We start from the raw sequence: 19277 nt of genomic DNA, 5'->3' as shown, positions 1-19277 counted from the left end.
TCTGATGTTTCAGCTATTAGTTCATCTAATTAATTACTTATAAGAAAAAACAATTGTTTTAACAATACTTATAAGAAAAATTAATTAATATTAAACAAAAACAAGCGTTTCTAAGCGGTTTTTATAAAAAAATAATATATTATATTATGAAACTGCTCAAAATATGCTTAAATCTTCTTAAAATAGAAATTTATTCTTTTTTTAAGACATATATATGAGAAGAATACTCTTTTGATGTTTTTGCTTTACTATTAGAAAGACATCCAATCCAAAAAGACTTAATAAAATTCATGTTACCATTCTTATATTTCTCAGATAACAATGAAACATAAAATGAATCAAATTTTAGTGGTATTACTTTTTCTAAACAAATCCCTTCTTTATCAAAAAGTTTTTTGATTGATTTTTTTGAAAAATGCCAAAGATGTCTCGGCACATCATACGCAGCCCAATATGATTTATAATATTTAGCATCGTATGATTTATAATTAGGAACTGCAATAACGATATGTCCTCCGGGTTTCAAAAGTCGTTTTAGCTCTACTATTTGATTTTCCAGATCCGGAATATGCTCCAACACATGCCACAGCGTGATAACATCAAAACGAGCAGTCTCAAAATTTGAAGTGTCTTTTTTTAACGTTACCCCTTTTCCTTTTGCTAAAACCTTTGCTTGTTCATTAGGTTCAACTCCGACAACCTGCCAACGCTCTTTTTTTGCCTGAACCAAAAAATCACCCGTTCCGGCTCCAATATCTAATAGCGTTCCTGTTCCACGATTTAATTGTGAAATAAGTTTTACTTTTTTACTAAGCGAATATTTCTTCACCATATGATATACTTTCTCAAAAAGACTTCGTTTTGAGTCTGTATGAGAAATATAGTCTTCGCTTTCATAATATTTTTTTAAATTTTCTAAATCTGGTTTTGGAGATGTTACCAACATATCATATGACGCATTATGATAAAGTTTAAAACACTCACCCGATACCGTATGATCTTTACATTCTATAAAAAAGGTTACATCTTTTTTGTCCTCCATAGTTTAAAAATCCAAAAGATAATAGTTTAAAATTACAATTGTTTCACGTGGAACTATTTTTTGTTGTATCACGAATTTCAACATTTAATAGCATTCCTAATTTTTTTGCAGTATCAAGAGCCAATTCATATGTACTTGTATTAAAAACTGTAAAATGACTATTCATAGTAAAAAAACGTACTACTATAGCATCATACATTCCTTTTGTTCCCATTGCTGAAACTGTACCCCAATTATTATCCTGTTTGAAAGAAGCAGAAAAAACAGAAATATACTCAGGGAAATCAATTATAAGTTTTTGTTTAAAAACAGTAACACCGAAGAACATAATATGTTTATAGTTTTTAAAATCTTTTCTAACTTCATATGAAACAGAATATCCTAATAAAACAAAACCAACTCCAACCAGTATTAATATTTGTGATAAAACAAACTTATCTGCTATTACTAAATATATAGCCAAAATAAATATTAAAAAATATAATATTTTAACCTTTAATGTCTTTGGTTGCCTCAACAATATCGTATCCATCATCTACCCATATACACTAACAATACGGAAATATCACTAGGAGTAACACCACTGATCCTTGAAGCCTGAGAAATTGTAGCTGGTTGTATTTTAGTCATTTTTTCACAAGCCTCATATGACAATGACTTTAATTTAGAATAGTCAAAATTTCTAGGAATTTTGATGTTTTCTAATCGATTTAGCTTATCCGCATTATTTTTTTCTTTTTCTATATATCCAGAATATTTGATCTGTATTTCTGTTTGCTCTAACACCTCTTTATCCAAATCATGCGCAGAAATGTATGCAGATACTTTATCAAAATGTTTGATATCATCTAGCGTAATCTGAGGTCTTGAAAATAACTTAAATAATTTCCCGCTTTGATTAATCAAAGAAGATTTCTTTTCCTCTAATACCGGATTTGCTTCTTTAGGAGAAACACTAGTATCTTTAAAAAATTGAACAAATGCAGATGATTTTTTTTCCTTTTCTTCCATTCTTTTCAATCGTTGATCAGATGCCAATCCAATATCATGAGATTTTGGTGTTAATCTAAAATCAGCATTATCTTGTCGCAACAGTGTTCTATACTCTGCTCTAGACGTAAACATACGATAAGGCTCCTCTGTTCCTTTAGTGATTAGATCGTCTATAAGCACTCCTATATAGGCTTCACTTCTAGTAAGAATAAAAGACTCTTGTTCCTTTACCTTTAATGCAGCATTGATCCCTGCCATTAATCCCTGAGAAGCTGCCTCTTCATATCCTGTAGTTCCATTTATCTGTCCTGCAAAATATAAACCAGAAACTAATTTTGTTTCTAATGTATGCGTTAACTGCGTAGGCGGAAAATAATCATATTCTATTGCATATCCTGGTCTAAAAAACTTCACGTTTTCAAAACCAACAACAGATCTTAACGCTTTGAATTGCACATCCTCTGGCAACGACGTAGAAAATCCATTTACATAGACCTCTACAGTATTCCACCCTTCTGGTTCGATAAACATTTGATGTCTGTCTTTGTCTGCAAAACGATTAATCTTATCTTCTATAGAAGGACAGTATCTTGGTCCTATACTTTTAATTCTTCCATTAAACATAGGAGATCTATCAAAACCTTCTCTTAATAACTCATGAACTTCGGTCGACGTATATGTCATATAACAGGATCTTTGATTTGTCAATGGTTTTGACAAATCTGTATAGCTGAATTTTTCTGGTTGATCATCTCCAGGTTGTTCAATCATTTTAGAATAATCGAGAGATCTCCCATCTACTCTGGGAGGAGTTCCTGTTTTCATTCTTCCTGCATCAAAACCCAAATCAATCAATTGTTCGGTAATACCAGTTGCTGCTCTCTCTCCTGCTCTGCCACCACCAAATTGTTTCTCTCCTATATGTATCAATCCATTTAAAAAAGTACCATTTGTTAGCACTACAGTCTTTGCTCGAACATCTATTCCCAAAGAAGTTCGAACTCCTTTTACAACATCTCCTTCTACCAACAGCCCACTTACCATCTCTTGATAAAAATCAAGATTTGGTGTTTGTTCTAACAGCATCCTCCATTCCTCTGCAAAACGCATTCTATCGCTCTGCACTCTTGGACTCCACATAGCTGGTCCTTTTGATTTATTGAGCATTTTAAATTGTATTGCAGTACGATCACTCACAATACCACTATACCCACCGAGCGCATCAATTTCTCTTACAATCTGTCCTTTTGCTATTCCTCCCATAGCAGGATTACAACTCATCTGAGCAATATTCTGTAAGTTCATTGTTATTAACAATGTACTACACCCTAAATTAGCAGCAGCAGCAGCAGCTTCGCTCCCAGCGTGTCCTGCACCCACAACTATCACATCATATTCCTTATCAAACATATTTACTGTTATTTGTTCCACGTGGAACAGTGAATTCTTTAGTATTATTTGTTCCACGTGGAACAAATAATAAACGAAAAGCTAGCTATGTTCCACGTGGAACATAGCTAGCTTTTCGTTTTCTTTAACTCTCATAAAAGAGCTTTCCTCTTCCGTTTTGTCTTTATATCCACAAAGATGCAAGACACCATGAATTATAACTCTTCGTAATTCCTCCTGTCCCTCTTGATTAAACACCGTTGCGTTTTCTTCAACTCTCTCTACAGATATATAAATTTCACCATGTAATTCATTGCCCATACTGTTATCAAAACTTATTATATCAGTGAATGTGTCATGGCTTAAAAACTGTTGATTCAGTTTTAATAAATAATCATCCGTGCAAAAAATAAAACTGATTTCGCCCTCCTTTTTTGTCTCAGAATCAATAACAGACCGTATCCAACTCGCTATCTGTTCTTCTTTTATTTTAACTTCTACTTCTTCAAAAAAAAAATTAATCATTGTCTTTTTTAAAATACTCCTGTACTTTGTTTTTATAAATTTGACGCAAAGGTAATACTTGTCTGTTTAATATTTCAATTGTATTAAAATATTGTTTTGCCCTATCTATTTGATCAGTGCTTTGATTATTATACAAATTGGTGTTTGTTTTGCTTTCTCTTCTTTCCTCTTCTCCTTGTTCAAAAGTGGCATCTTCTATTTTTAATAATTCATGCTTTAATTCCAACATCTTACTAAGGGTGTTTTCATTAAATCCTTTTTCAAGAATTTCTTTCTCAACCTGTTCCATTTTACGTAAAATATTGCTCCCTATTTTATTTCCTTTTCCTGACTCTCTCAACCTCTCTTCTAATGCATTTCTAAGTTGCTGCTGCTGTTTATAAATTTCATATAACTCCCCATTCAGATCTTCCTTTTGTAATTCTGACTGTCCATCGCCCTTTCCTTCCTTGGTTCCTCTTCCATCCTTTCCTCCTTCTTTTCCATCTTTTCCGTTACTTCCATTTCTGCCTTTACCTTCTTTTCCTCCTTTTTTATTTCCATTCTTTCCCTTTTCATCCTTGTCCCCTTCTTTTCCATTTTCTGTATTTCCTTTTCCCTTTCCCTTTCCTTCATTCTTACCCTCACCTTCATTACCTTCTCCTTCTCCCGATTCTTTGCCCTTCTTTTTACCTTTTCCCTTCTTAGATCCTTCTTCCATCTTCCCATTTATTTCCTCCTGTTTCTTAATAATATCTGGCAATTGAAAACCCTTAGACTCTCCGCTTTTTCCTTTTCCAGAAGATGACATACTGTTCTGCATTTGCTCCAATGTTTTGCTTAGAAAATATGCCAAATCATTAGCCCCTGTAACCGTGTATTGCTGATTAGCCACTCCCTGAATAACTTGATTCTCTGCTAATCTTTCTAATGATTTATCAATATTAAATTCTACATCTGTCAGCTTCTCTGTAACAAGATCTGATATCTGTGGAGTTCTTAAAGCCAATGCATATAAACTATCATCTATATGAATAAAATTTTCTCTCAAAACACTCTGATCCCTCAGCTTACCAGAATATGAAGGATCGCCAACATTAATTCCTTTAAATCCTTTCATTAAATCTTCTTGCTCCAATGAAAAATCTACCAAATTATCAAGGATTTGTCTCAACATTTCTGTGTCTTCCTGCTGTTGCTGTTCTCCTCCCATTTGCATCTGCATTTGCATACCTCTGCTCATCTGCTTCATCTTCTGAGCTGCACTTTTTTGATTTTTCTTAGCTTCAGATTTTTTCTGTTTTTCTAACTTATCACTAGCCGCTTTCTGCTCCTTATTTATCTCTGCTTCATCCTCTTCTTTCTGATCCAGATTCATTGGTTTTTTTAAATCTTTATTATCTTTTCTAAGTTTCTCCATTTCTTCCTGAAAATCCTTAAACTCCTTATTCAATTCTTCTTGCTTTTCTTTGGTGTTTTCTTCATCACTTTTCTCAGATAACTCTTCTTGCTTCTTCGCTAATTCTTTTAAATTATCAGCCAATTTTTCATGTTTTTCAATAACATAATATCTCTTTGTTAACTCTAAAAGTTGTTCAAGATTTTTCTTTATGTTCTTATTTTCCTTTTCAAGTTCTTCTAATTTCTCTGTGAGTTCTTCTTTTTGAATTTTCTCTGCAAGCTTATCTATTTCGTCTAAAAGTTTTTCGTTTTTCTTGAGCTTTTCTTCATTACGTTCCAACATTTCTTTTAATGCATCTTTAAACGGTTCTTCTTTGTTTTTGTCCTTTAGCTCATTCAAATTATCTTTTAGCTTTTTAGAAAAATTCTGCATCATCTTCTCTTCTTCTTTCTGACGTTTCAAATAGTCATCAAGCTTCTTTTTATCATTATAATCTAATTGCTTTTTTTCTTTTTGCAGTTTACTAAAACTCTTTAATTCGAGCTCTTGCTCTTTAAATTTTTTAAGAGATTTATTTAGCCCAGAAATTGCCTTATTTTGTTCTTGTAGCTTTTTTTCCTCATGCTCTTTAGCAGTCAGTTTTCTAAAATTAAACACCTGACTCTTTGTGCTTTTAAAACTATGTAGCACATCATTATCAAAAACCTCAAAATAAAATGAATAATCAATACCTTCCTTTAACCCTAACTCATTAGGAAAAGCATATACAAACTCATCAAAAAGTGAAGATTTTATAATTATATTGTTGTATAACTTCTCAGAATCATCATTAGTATCATAATATACCAATCTTAGTTTTGTCAATCCATAATCATCACTTACTCTACCATAGAAATACAAAGAACTGTTATCCAAAGTATCTTTTTCTGAGGTAAGATTAAGCTCTGGATATTGATCTTTAACTACATTGATATTAAACGATAAATTATCATAATTACTTACATTTTTATTAGACGTTGTAATCTCATACTCCCAATCATTATACAATCTATTTTCATAAAAGAAATCACTATTCTTTTTGACAAAAGCTACAGAAGAATCCTTGGTTTGCATATGAACAAGATCAGTATTTCTTGTGTTTACTTTCCAAGAAACTTTTGTTCCTTCTGGTATACTAGCATTACCAGAACTTTTTAGCGTTTCATCTCTTTTATTAGTATATGCAGGATAATCCAACTTCATTTCAAAATCTAATAAACTTGGTACTGGCACCACATTCAAAATATATTCTTTTGAACTAATCCCATTAGAAGATAATACAAAATCAACTTCTTCTTTGGGCTGAACAAAAGTATATTCAAATGCACCCAAACCTGTATTCTTTAAAAAATAAATCTCATCATGATAAGAGATAGTAACATTTTCAGGAATCACTTCTCCTGTCGTTTTTACCTTTATCGTAAAATCTTTATTCTCTAATGCCGTCAAGTTATCATTTATTACAAAAAACTGAAAAGGTGCAGGTGGTTCATACGCCGTTTCATAATTAACTACTCTTTCATAACTTTCTGAAAACCAATTATTATTAAATAAACTTACTAGTATAAAAACAGCAATCGGTATCGTAGCATACTTTAAATACTTACTGTTTTTTTTGAAATCAATCGCTAACTTAAAAGGTATCGGACTTAATTCTTTTGATTTTTGTTCAATCCCAGCTAATAATAAAGATGATGTAGAAGGATCATCTCTTAATTGTAATAAGTTTAATAACTTATCATTAACATCTGGAAAGTGATTCCCAATGATCACAGAAGCTTTCTTATAATTAATACCTTTTGACAATCTAAACAATTTTGACAGCGGCATAATAATAAGCTTAACAAACAGGGAAAATTCTACCAATACAAACAACCAAAATAAAATTGTCCTTCCTGTACTATTTAACCAAAGAAAAAACTCTATCATTAACGTAATTAAAAAATACAGCACCCCAATAGCAAAAAAAAGGATCACTCCTTTTATCAACTCATTTATATAATATTTTTTTATAAATTGTTCTAATTTGCTTTTTATGAAATCAAAATTATTCATATTCATATCGCTTAAATTTCACTAATCAATAAATCTACAACATTATTTTAAATAGATTTGTTATATTTATTATAATTCAAACGGTTAGAAAATAAGATAGTATGAATGATTTAAAATATATATCTGCCTATTCTATACCAATAATAGCTGTTATCAGTATATGGTTACGAGATATTTATGTGTACATCACTCCTATTTATGTCTTTGGCATTATACCTATTGTTGAACTTTTTACACCTGCATCAACAGAAAATTTAGATGAAAAGATTCGCAATTCTAAAGGAAAAAAAAGATTTTATGATTGGCTTTTGTATCTTAATCTACCTATTATATATGCTGTTCTTATTTTCACGCTGTATACTGTAACATCTTTTGATCTAAAAAACTTTGAGCTCGCTGGCATTGTCATTTCTACCGGAATCGTTCTAGGTGCCAATGGTATTAATGTAGGTCACGAATTAGGTCATCGATTTACCCAAGAAAGATATATTGCCAAAGCTCTGCTTCTACCCTCTTTATATATGCATTTTTATATAGAACACAACTTTGGTCACCATCTAAAAGCCGCTACGCAAGAAGATCCTGCTACTGCAAAATACAATCAACCCGTCTACTCTTTTTGGGTTACATCGACCATCGGACAATATATAAGTGCCTGGAAAATTCAACATACTCTTTTGAAACAAAAAAGCATTTCTTTCTTTTCTCCAAAAAATGATATGTTCTGGTATCTTATAATTAGCACTGCTTACTTACTAACCATCTTAATCTTATTTGGTACTCAAGGACTAACAATAGCCATTTTTTCTGGTATTGTTGGTTTTCTTTTACTAGAAACCATTAACTACATTGAACATTATGGTTTATTGAGAAAGAAAAATTCTTCTGGTAGATATGAAAGAGTAAATGAAATTCATTCGTGGAATTCTAATCATCTGTTAGGACGCATACTATTATTTGAATTAACCAGACATAGTGATCATCATTATAGATCTTCTAAAAAATATCAACTTTTGGATCATCACCATAACAGCCCCCAGTTACCATTTGGATATCCTACATCCATGGTACTCTCTTTATTTCCACCTATATGGTTTTTAATAATGAACAAGCGAATACCTAACAACATGAAAACTAAGTGAAGCATTTTATTTTTACCTATTTATTAAATAAAATCATTTCAAAACACTTACTTAACATTGTATCTTTGTCATCGCTTTGTAAACCTCTATAGGTAATAAAAAATAATATCATGACAACAAATATTAGGGTACGATTTGCTCCTAGCCCAACGGGACCTTTGCATATTGGCGGTGTAAGAACCGCATTATTTAATTATTTATTTGCTAAAAAACATAATGGAATTTTTGTTCTTAGAATAGAAGATACCGACCAGAACAGATATGTTGAAGGCGCCGAAAATTATATTATCGAAGCATTAAACTGGTGTAAAATTCCATTCGATGAAGGACCAGGAAAAGAACAAGGAAACGGACCCTATCGACAGAGTGAAAGAAAAGATTTATATAAACAATATGCAGACCAACTGATTGTTAATGGATATGCCTATTATGCTTTTGATTCATCAGAATCTCTGGATCAACATAGAAAGGATCACGAGGCAAAAGGCAAAAACTTTATTTACAATTGGCATAACAGACAAAAGCTTAATAATTCCTTATCGCTTTCTGAAGATGACGTTCTAAAACGAATTAATGCTGGAGAAAAATATGTAATCCGTTTTAAATGCCCGCAAGATGAAATTTTGCATCTGACCGATGAAATTAGGGGTGATATGAAAATAGACACCAATATTCTAGACGACAAAATATTATTCAAAAGTGATGGTATGCCTACCTATCATCTTGCGAATATTGTAGATGACCATTTAATGAAAATTACTCATGTCATCCGTGGAGAAGAATGGCTGCCATCGATGGCTTTGCATGTTTTATTATATAAGGCACTTAATTGGGAAACTCCTTCATTTGCCCATCTTCCACTTATTCTCAAACCTGTTGGAAAAGGAAAATTAAGTAAAAGAGATGGCGATAAAATGGGTTTTCCCGTTTTTCCACTACAATGGACAGATCCTAAGACCAACGAAATAGCAACTGGCTATCGTGAGGATGAATATTTGCCAGAAGCCGTTATCAATATGTTAGCTTTTTTAGGATGGAATCCTGGAACAGAACAAGAGTTATTTTCACTAGAAGAATTAATAGCTTCTTTTGACCTTAATAAAGTAAATAAAGCTGGTGCCAAATTTGATCCCGAAAAAACCAAATGGTTTCAACAACAATATTTTCAAAAAACTGATACCACCATACACGTGGAACAATTAGAAAAAATATTAACAGAAAAAAACATCAATTCAGACTTAGACTTGGTTCAGGTAGTAACAATGATTAAAGAACGTGCTGTATTTTTTAGAGATCTTTGGGATTTATCTTCATTCTTTTTTATAGCTCCTTCTACCTATGACACAAAAGCTTCCAAAAAAGCCTGGAAAGAGGATACACCGGTTCTTATGAATGAACTTGCCAATATCATTACAAATATCAGCGATTTTTCTCCAGAGACTCTTTCAGAGACTATAAAAGGATGGATTACTGTAAAAGAAATTAGTTTTGGTAAAATTATGATGCCTTTGCGTATTTCACTAATAGGATCTTTACAAGGACCTGATTTATTTCAGATTATGTCAGTGATCGGCAAAGACGAAACCATAACGAGAATAGAACATTGCATTCAAAAACTATAATCTCTATACTCCTTTTTACACCTATCATCCACTATCGTACTCATGATAGTGGATTTTATTTTTAATAAATTGTAACATTTATTAAAGATTGTATACTTATAAAGTATACTTAACTAATTTGCCAGCAGTATAAAAATAATATAAGGATGTAAAAGTAGTAGTATTTTGGTTAATAGAAAGACTTAAAAAGCGTTGAAGACATATCAAAAATCTCTTCAAAAAAGGCTGGTAAACTACCTCGGTGTAAGCCTACGAGGCATTTATTGAAAAAGACATTTTTATTTCGAGGCAAGCCTCGTAGCATTTAAATCTCGATTATCGAGTAAATTGTTGCTATTTATTAATTTGACAAAAGTATACCTTACCGGGATAACTATTCCTAAATAAAACGCAATGATTTACAATTAATTAGTAAATTCAATGTGTCATTAACATTTAATATAAAAAACGATGGGACTATATCTTATACCACTCATAATACTAAGTTTTATAATTCTTATCTCAGGAATTTTTACAGTAAAACAGCAAACATCTGCAATTGTAGAACGATTTGGAAAGTTCTTAAGTATCAGAAATTCGGGCTTACATTTTAAAATACCGGTTTTTGATCGTATCGCCGGACGTATAAACTTAAAAATTCAACAACTCGATGTTTTGGTAGAAACAAAAACGAAAGATGATGTATTTGTTCGTTTAAAAATTTCAGTTCAATTTCAAGTAATAAAAGAAAAAGTGTATGACGCTTTTTATAAACTAGAAAATCCACACGATCAGATTACATCCTACGTATTTGATGTAGTTCGCGCAGAGGTTCCTAAAATGAAATTGGATGATGTTTTTGAAAGAAAAGATGATATCGCTATTGCTGTAAAACAAGAATTAAATGAGGCTATGGTCAATTATGGATATGATATCATTAAGACATTGGTAACTGATATTGATCCGGATATGCAAGTAAAAGAAGCAATGAACAGAATCAATGCAGCAGAACGTGAAAAGGTAGCAGCAGAATATGAAGCCGAAGCTGAACGTATCAAAATTGTTGCCAAAGCGCGTGCCGAAGCTGAAAGTAAAAGATTACAAGGACAAGGTATTGCTGATCAACGTAGAGAAATTGCAAGAGGATTAGAAGAAAGTGTAGATGTATTAAACAATGTAGGTATTAATTCTCAGGAAGCTTCTGCCCTTATTGTGGTAACACAACATTATGATACATTACAATCCATTGGTGAAGAAACCAATAGTAATTTGATATTGTTACCAAACTCTCCACAAGCAGGAAGTGATATGTTAAATAATATGATTGCTTCTTTTACCGCATCTAATCAAATTGGAGAAGAAATGAAAAAACAAAACGCTAAAAAAGGATTGGGAGGAAAAAAAACTAGTGATTAATCTTCAAATTACAACAAAATATAATAAACCCTATCAAAAAATTTGATAGGGTTTTCATATTTTTGTGCCAAAAAAAAGATATACTTATAAGATTGTAAGATTATTCCAAAAATAAAAAATAAGATCATTTAAGCTTCGTTCATACTATAGATACTAATCTAACATTCATTTATTTTTATATGCTCTTAAATCTATTTATACGAACCGTTTTTTTATAAATAAAATTGATGAAAAACTAAAAATAATAACATTAATTGATTACCTCAGAAAAATTACTTTTAACAAAAAACAATACCATGAAAAATTATCTACTAATATTATTTTTAATTTCTAGTAGTTTACACTCTCAAAATATTAATGAATTAAAAAAATTCGCATTAAGAGATGCCAAAGCCGTTTCTAATGCTTCCATAAAAAAAGATGCTACTACAATTATAAAATACACACATCCTAAAATTATCCAAAAATATGGACAAACAGAGGTAAAAGAAATAATAGAACAGGTTTATAAAACCATGTCCGCTCAGAAAATAAAAATAGTTAGTTCTGAAATCGATGAAGTTTCTGAAATAAGAAAAGAAAAAAAAGAGTATCGTTCCCTCGTCAAAAATACCATAAAAATGGATTTTAATGGAAGACCCATTACCCTAAAAAGTTCATTATTTGGATTTTATGATAAGAAAAAACAACAATGGTATTTTATCGAATCTAATAAATTATTAAACGATCCGGAAACCAAAAAATTATTTTCTGATTTTAAAACAGAAATTAAGATTCCTGAAGATGAACAAATCGCTAATAATTAATATACTATCATTTCTGATCTAATAATACCCATTCGTATTTGTACTATTCCGTTTTTACTCAATTATAGAGATTTAAATGCTTCGAAGTAAATTTACTTTAAAAGAAAATTAAGGAATTGGATATAGTATCTCTTATTTTATGACAGTACTAAAAAAGGTTTCCGATTGGAAACCTTTTTTAGTACATTATATTAATATATTATAATTCAAATTTAGTCGCAATATGTTCAGCCTCTGATTTAAGTAATTCATGAGCATCTTCTTTACCCTTAAGAATAAATTCTTTTGCCGACTCATCAGGAATAAGGTTTTTATTTTCTAATACTACTCCCAATGCTATAGTTACAGCAATTCTTGTGCCTACTTTTTTGGCAGCAGTTCCGTATAACGGAATCAATTCTTCAATATCTACCTTTTTGGCAGCATCTATAATTTTAATTTTAAGAGCTTCTCTTTTATTTTCTGGTAAATTGGTATACTTCTTCCCTGCTCTCTTTACTTCTTCGATTGCAGGTATCTCTTTTTGTTGATTCTGTTGTGGTGTAGACTTTACTTCTTGTTTAGTATCTGCTGGTTTTACTTTGCCCCAGGTATCTCGTAAACCTACCGTTTTATTAAATACCAAAGCATCCTTTTTACTATCACTATCTACATTAAAATATCCCAATCTCTGAAATTGAAATTGATCCAAAACATTAGAGTTCTCAAGACTTGGTTCTACAAAACCTGTAATCACTTTTAAAGAATCCGGATTCACAAATTCCATAAAATCTTTATCTTTTTGACCGTCTGGTGATTCATCATTAAACAATCGATCATACATTCTTATTTCCGCAGAAATAGCATGTTTTACAGATACCCAATGTAACGTCCCTTTTACATTACGTTTAGACTCTTCTGAGCCACTACCCGACCTACTTTTAGGATCATACGTACAATGAATCTCAGTAACTGTTCCAGCGGCATCTTTTAGTACTTTTTCACCTTTGATAATATAAGCATTTTTAAGACGAACTTCTTTACCTAAAGTTAATCTAAAATATTTATTACCAGCTTCTTCTTTAAAATCTTCCCGTTCTATATATAACTCACCGGAAAAAGGAACTTTTCTGGATCCTGCTCCTGTATCTTCAGGATTGTTTTCTGCATCTAACCATTCATCTTTTTCTATTGGATAATTGGTAATTACTAATTTAACCGGATCCAAAACTGCCATAACCCTCGATGCCGTTTTATTAAGATCTTCACGTACACAGAATTCTAATAGAGAAACATCAATGATATTTTCTCTTTTTGCGACACCGACTGTTTCTACAAATTTACGAATCGATGTTGGTGTATATCCTCTCCTTCTTAATCCCGAAATTGTAGGCATTCTAGGATCATTCCATCCTTTGACAACACCTTCTTCAACCAATTTTAGTAACTTACGTTTGCTCATGATAGTATAACTCAAGTTCAAACGTGCAAACTCTCTCTGTTTTGGTCGAATCCCATCATCACTGTATATCTGATCCAAAAACCAATCATATAGCTTTCGATGCGGTTTGAATTCTAATGAACATAATGAATGCGAAATTCCTTCTATATAATCACTTTCTCCGTGCGTCCAATCATACATAGGATAAATACACCATTGATCACCCGTTCTATGATGTGTTTTTTTTAGTATTCTATACATCAGAGGATCTCTCATTAGCATATTGGGGTCGGCCATATCTATTTTAGCTCTCAAAACACAGGTACCTTCCTCAAATTCTCCTTCTTTCATTCTTTGAAACAATCCTAAATTTTCTTTGACAGATCTATTTCTATATGGACTATTAATTCCTTCTTCTGTCGTGGTACCTTTTTGTATGGCTATCTCCTCAGAGGTTTGTGTATCTACATAAGCCTTTCCATCTTTTATTAATTGTATTGTCCAGTCATATAATTGCTGAAAATAGTCAGATGAATAACACTCTTTATCCCACTGATAACCTAACCACAAAATATCATCTTTGATAGCATCTACATATTCTTGCTCTTCTTTGGCGGGATTGGTATCGTCAAAACGTAAATTTACGGGGGCATTATAGGTAAGTCCTAAACCAAAACTTATACCAATTGCCTTGGTATGACCAATATGCAAATATCCATTCGGTTCTGGTGGAAAACGAAAACGTAATTCGTTAGAATCCATTCCATTTTTTAAATCTTCTTCTATAATATGCTCAATAAAATTGAGTGATTTCTTTTCTTCTGTCATTGGTAAAAAATAAAACACAAAACTACCTATTATTTCTAACCGCTCATAATAATTATATAAAATCTATTCTGCTATTATATACGTCTTTAATAAAACATCAATTTTTGAGTATAGGCTAACTAAACATTCTTAGTATCTTTGTGAAAAAATTTGTGGGATTAATTAAATTAAAAAATATCAAGATATATGCTTATCACGGATGTCTTGTAGAAGAAAAAAAGATAGGTTCTGATTATAGAATAGACCTAAAAGTACATGCAAATCTTACCAGATCCGCAACAACTGATAACCTGAGTGATACTATTGATTATGTCCATCTCAATCATATTGTTAAAGAAGAAATGGCTATTCGTTCTAAACTGTTGGAACATGCTGCCGAACGAATTTTAAATCGTATACTATTAGAACTACCACTCGTTGATAAGGTGATTATTGATGTTTCTAAAATTAATCCTCCAATTGGAGGAAATGTAGAAATGGTAACAATCACAAGAAGTAAGAAAAGATAAATATCTTACTAAATTTCATAATTTTTTACTATTTTGTTTTTCAATGATTTAATAAAATATATAAAAATCATTTGCATCTTATAACTCTAATTATGGTGCTTATTTCATATTTTTTTTTACATTTGTCCAGATAATTTTATTAGGGTGTCGTGGCCGAGTGGCTAGGCAGTGGTCTGCAACACCATCTACAGCGGTTCGAATCCGCTCGACACCTCAAAAAAACCTGTAAAAAAATTACAGGTTTTTTTATTTAAATCCAGATTCCGGAGTTATTTTTTCTATCTTATCTTGAAGTTTTTTTTCTACATTTTCAGGTAAAATTCCCTTAATAATAAGAAAACCACCAAAAATTATCATAATAATACCTATCCATCTTTTAATTATATAAGTACGTTTTGGTGTAAGTTTTCTTTTAAGTCTTTTTGCTAATAACATTTTAAAAATATCTGTACTAAGATATGTACCAAGAACCATGGTAAAAAAAATAATGATTCGATTCTCATTCATATCCATTTGTGGTCCTGCAACGACGATCACGCCAATCCAAAACCCCAGAACTCCAATGTTTATAAAATTAAGTAAAAAACCTTTAAAAAATAATACAAAATAATTGTGTTTATTAATTATCTCAACAGAAGTATCTCTTAATTTATGATAGTTTTTTTTCTCTTTAATAAAAGAAATGATTCCATACGTAGTCAATAACATTCCTCCAAAAATGAATAATGCCGGATCATCTTTTATTTTTTCTAAAATCTGATTTGTACTAAAATATGCTATTAAGATAAATGCTATATCTGCAAGAATTACTCCTAGATCCACTGCTAATGCAGCTCTAAATCCTTTGATAGCAGCTGTTTCTAATAATACAAAAAACACAGGGCCTATTAAAAAGGCTAATAAAAAGCCTAAAGGTATCGCGACCTGAGCATCCTGAATCATATAACAAAAGCGTATTTCTTACAAATTTAAAAAATACTACTTAGTTAACCTCTATTATTTTACCACCAAATACTTTTTTACTATCAATTTGTTTTGGCTTACCATAAATTCTGATAGTTCCACCCGCAGCCGTATTAGCCTTTACATAGTCACTTGCATTTACATTTGCTCTTCCTCCTGCACTGATTTTAACTTGTGTCTGTACAGTTTTAAGATCCTTTGCCATGTATTGACCTCCAGCTTTTACCGTTACTTCTTGTTCTTTTGCGTCTCCCTCTATATGCAATCCTCCTCCGCTAACGGCTCTTGCAAGAAGTACATTCGTCTTTATTTCTGCATAAATATCTCCACCTTCCTGAGCTCTTAAATCTAATTCATCAGATGTAAGAATACCTTTTAATTTTACAACAGCTCCTTCATTGACATCAATTTTAGAAAGTTCAGTGTAATACACCGTAACTAAGGTGTTATTATTATCCCAGGTATTACTTAAAGACATTTTTATTTTTAAAATATTTTCTTTGGTAACTACATCAACATCCTTTCTGTTAATTCCTGATATTTCTACTTTATTTTCTGATCCTTTAAGAAGTTTTACTTCTATTTTATCAAAAACCTTAAGTTCCGTAAAATCTCCCACATTTTTAGTGACTACATCTTGAGCTTGTATTATAGAAGCCATACATATTAGTAGTACAATAGCTAATTTTTTCATTGCTTTTGAATTTTAAAATTTTAAATTTAACAAGATTTATTTGTGATTAATTATTAAAATAAGTGATTATTCTATCTCTTCTTTGTTTCCTAATAAAGTAAAATCCAGATGTCTTTTTACAAGATCCGCATTTTTGACTTTTACATATACTTCATCACCGAGCTGATACACTTTTTTAGAATTTTGTCCAATTACTGAATATGTATCCTGATCAAAAATATAATGGTCGTCACTGATATCTTTAAGCCTTACCATTCCTTCACATTTATTATTTATTATTTCTACATAGATACCCCATTCTGTTACCCCAGAAATTACTCCTAAAAACTGCTCATCTTCATGATCCTTCATAAACTTTATCTGCATAAATTTTATAGAATCTCTCTCTGCGCTAGCTGCTATGCCTTCCATAGAACTACTATGATTACATTTTTCTTCATACTCTTGTTCTGATACAGGTTTTCCCGAATCCAAATAGTGTTGTAGCAAACGGTGTGCCATAACGTCTGGATATCGTCTGATAGGCGATGTGAAATGTGAATAATACTCAAAAGCTAATCCGTAATGTCCGATATTATGTGTTGTATATTCTGCTTTACTCATACTACGAATTGCCAATGTATCTACCAGATTTTGTTCTTTTTTACCCTGAACATCTTTTAATAGACCATTTAATGAATTCGTTGTTGTTTTGCGATCTCTTAAATCTAATTTATACCCAAACCTTCCTATTATATTCTGTAATGCAGCAAGTTTCTCATCATTTGGCTCATCATGAACTCTATAAATAAAGGGTTTCTTAGGGTTTTGTTTTCCTATGAATTCTGCAACTTTTCTATTAGCAAGTAACATAAACTCTTCTATCAACTTATTAGCGTCTTTAGAAGTCTTAAAAAACACTCCTACAGGACTGTTATCTTCATTTAAACTAAACTTCACTTCTACTTTATCAAAAGAGATTGCTCCTTCTCTCATCCGCCTGGCTCGCATAATTTTTGCCAAATCATCTAATTTGAGAATTGCCTCAGCGATATTATGGTCTGTTTTATACGAATTTCCAGTGAGAGAAATTTCTGCAGGAATAGTATCAGCTTTAGTTTCTATAATATGCTGTGCTTCTTCATATGCAAAACGAGCATCAGAATAGGTTACTGTTCTACCAAACCATTGATTTTTAATTTCTGTTTTATCATTTAGTTCAAAAACTGCAGAAAAAGTGTACTTTTCTTCGTGAGGTCTTAATGAACAGGCATTATTAGATAACACCTCAGGAAGCATAGGTACAACTCTATCCACGAGATACACTGAAGTAGCTCTTTCATAGGCTTCATCATCTAATATAGTTCCTGGCACTACATAATGTGAAACATCTGCTATATGAATTCCTATTTCATAATTGCCATTCTCCAAAACTTCAAATGATAATGCATCATCAAAATCTTTAGCATCCTTGGGATCAATAGTAAATGTAAGTGTTTTACGCATATCTCTACGTTTTTTGATCTCTGACTCCTGGATAGATGTATCTAGTGTATTAGCAAAATCTTCCACTTCTGACGGAAATTCGTAAGGTAGCCCATATTGTGCTAAAATGGCGTGAATTTCTGTATTATGGTCTCCCGGTTTACCCAAAACTTTTACTATGTTCCCAAAAGGTGAATCAGCTTTTTCTGGCCAATCTTCTAGTTTTACCAGTACTTTATCACCATCTTCTGCATCTTTTATTTTGTTTTTAGGTACAAAAATATCAGTATACATTTTGCTATCTTGCATATTTACAAAAGCATACTTCTTCTGAATCTCAATAACTCCAACAAATTCATTTCTTTTTCTAGAGATAATTCTGGAGATTTCTCCTTCACTTTTGCCTCTTCGTTTTCGTTTATAAATATAAACTTCAACTTCATCGCCATGCAATGCTTTATTAAGATTATTCCCTGGTATAAAAATATCGTCTTCTAGATCTTCTACAAGAACATAGCCTGTTCCTTTGGATGTTATTTCTAATATTCCAGTATAGGTATTAATATTAGGTATTATTTTAAATTTACCTCTATCAGTTTCCTCAATTTCTTTCTTGGCTGCTAATTGTGCTAATTTTTTGATGATCTGATTACGACTGCTCGCATCATCCACACCAAATTTTGCAGCTAGCTGCTTATAATTAAATGAATTATTGGGGTCTGATTTAAGTATTTTGAGTATTCCTTGTGTAATATTTTCAATTCTTGGAGACTTCTTCTTTCTTCTACTACTTTTTCTTTTCATTAATGTCTTTTAAATAATATAAGATATAAAATTACAGCTTATCTTCTAACATATACAGTTTTACATATAAACTTTCACTAAATATTTATTTTATAATTGTTTATTCTTAAAAAAATATAACATCTGTAAATCAGAGTTTTACATATATATATTTTAAACAAAGTATGGTATTTTTCTTAAATTTTACTTAATTTTAAAATACCAAA

General features: G+C 31.3%; 14 protein-coding genes and 1 tRNA gene. 6 read left to right on the top strand and 9 right to left on the bottom strand.

The genetic code is table 11. The annotated features are described in order from the left end of the window. Window positions 1-190: 190 nt before the first annotated feature. From F0000_RS04225 to F0000_RS04205, 5 genes are all read right to left on the bottom strand, one after another. A complete protein-coding gene (locus F0000_RS04225) occupies window positions 191-1042 on the bottom strand; it encodes a class I SAM-dependent methyltransferase (RefSeq protein ID WP_149623456.1) in 852 nt (283 codons plus the stop codon). Window positions 1043-1085: 43 nt separating this feature from the next. After that, a complete protein-coding gene (locus F0000_RS04220; RefSeq protein ID WP_149623455.1) occupies window positions 1086-1505 on the bottom strand; it encodes a hypothetical protein in 420 nt (139 codons plus the stop codon). Between the two features lie 68 nt (window positions 1506-1573). Next, window positions 1574-3445, bottom strand: a complete 1872-nt coding sequence (gene mnmG / locus F0000_RS04215; protein ID WP_149623454.1) for a tRNA uridine-5-carboxymethylaminomethyl(34) synthesis enzyme MnmG — start codon at window positions 3443-3445, stop codon at window positions 1574-1576. Between the two features lie 81 nt (window positions 3446-3526). Next, a complete protein-coding gene (gene ybeY / locus F0000_RS04210; RefSeq protein WP_149623453.1) occupies window positions 3527-3949 on the bottom strand; it encodes an rRNA maturation RNase YbeY in 423 nt (140 codons plus the stop codon). Beyond that, window positions 3942-7424, bottom strand: coding sequence for a DUF4175 family protein (locus F0000_RS04205; RefSeq protein ID WP_149623452.1), 3483 nt, complete (start codon window positions 7422-7424; stop codon window positions 3942-3944). Before F0000_RS04205 ends, ybeY begins: the two co-directional genes overlap by 8 nt. 101 nt (window positions 7425-7525) lie before the next feature. On the opposite strand from F0000_RS04205, the gene F0000_RS04200 reads away from it, so the two are divergent. From F0000_RS04200 to F0000_RS04185, 4 genes are all read left to right on the top strand, one after another. Then, window positions 7526-8566 carry an alkane 1-monooxygenase gene (locus tag F0000_RS04200; RefSeq protein WP_149623451.1) on the top strand — a complete coding sequence of 347 codons (1041 nt, stop codon included), beginning with the start codon at window positions 7526-7528 and terminating at the stop codon, window positions 8564-8566. Between the two features lie 110 nt (window positions 8567-8676). Next, window positions 8677-10188, top strand: coding sequence for a glutamate--tRNA ligase (gene gltX, locus F0000_RS04195; RefSeq protein WP_149623450.1), 1512 nt, complete (start codon window positions 8677-8679; stop codon window positions 10186-10188). Window positions 10189-10638: 450 nt separating this feature from the next. Further along, window positions 10639-11583, top strand: a complete 945-nt coding sequence (locus tag F0000_RS04190) for an SPFH domain-containing protein (protein ID WP_149623449.1) — start codon at window positions 10639-10641, stop codon at window positions 11581-11583. 296 nt (window positions 11584-11879) lie between these two features. Further along, the gene (locus tag F0000_RS04185) at window positions 11880-12389 is read left to right on the top strand and encodes a hypothetical protein (protein ID WP_149623448.1); all 510 of its coding nucleotides are present in this window, start codon (window positions 11880-11882) and stop codon (window positions 12387-12389) included. A 199-nt stretch (window positions 12390-12588) separates the two neighbouring features. Here the strand turns inward: F0000_RS04185 and F0000_RS04180 are convergent, their stop codons facing one another. Next, the gene (locus tag F0000_RS04180) at window positions 12589-14637 is read right to left on the bottom strand and encodes a glutamine--tRNA ligase/YqeY domain fusion protein (protein ID WP_149623447.1); all 2049 of its coding nucleotides are present in this window, start codon (window positions 14635-14637) and stop codon (window positions 12589-12591) included. Between the two features lie 152 nt (window positions 14638-14789). Between F0000_RS04180 and folB the strand changes: the two genes are divergently transcribed. Continuing rightward, window positions 14790-15146 carry a dihydroneopterin aldolase gene (gene folB, locus F0000_RS04175; RefSeq protein ID WP_149623466.1) on the top strand — a complete coding sequence of 119 codons (357 nt, stop codon included), beginning with the start codon at window positions 14790-14792 and terminating at the stop codon, window positions 15144-15146. Window positions 15147-15289: 143 nt separating this feature from the next. After that, window positions 15290-15360: transfer RNA gene (locus tag F0000_RS04170), tRNA-Cys, on the top strand. A gap of 32 nt (window positions 15361-15392) precedes the next feature. On the opposite strand, the gene F0000_RS04165 is transcribed toward F0000_RS04170, so the two are convergent. From F0000_RS04165 to rnr, 3 genes are all read right to left on the bottom strand, one after another. Then, on the bottom strand, window positions 15393-16088 hold the full coding sequence (locus F0000_RS04165) for a LysE family translocator (RefSeq protein WP_149623446.1): 696 nt from the start codon (window positions 16086-16088) through the stop codon (window positions 15393-15395). A gap of 40 nt (window positions 16089-16128) precedes the next feature. Further along, window positions 16129-16803 carry a head GIN domain-containing protein gene (locus F0000_RS04160; RefSeq protein ID WP_149623445.1) on the bottom strand — a complete coding sequence of 225 codons (675 nt, stop codon included), beginning with the start codon at window positions 16801-16803 and terminating at the stop codon, window positions 16129-16131. Window positions 16804-16869: 66 nt separating this feature from the next. After that, on the bottom strand, window positions 16870-19071 hold the full coding sequence (gene rnr, locus F0000_RS04155; RefSeq protein WP_149623444.1) for a ribonuclease R: 2202 nt from the start codon (window positions 19069-19071) through the stop codon (window positions 16870-16872). Between the last annotated feature and the right edge of the window lie 206 nt (window positions 19072-19277).

This window comes from Aquimarina sp. RZ0, from assembly GCF_008370685.1.
In the GTDB taxonomy this organism is placed as follows: domain Bacteria; phylum Bacteroidota; class Bacteroidia; order Flavobacteriales; family Flavobacteriaceae; genus Aquimarina.
Note: the sequence above shows the minus strand (reverse complement) of the source record. Positions and strands in the feature narration are given on the sequence as shown.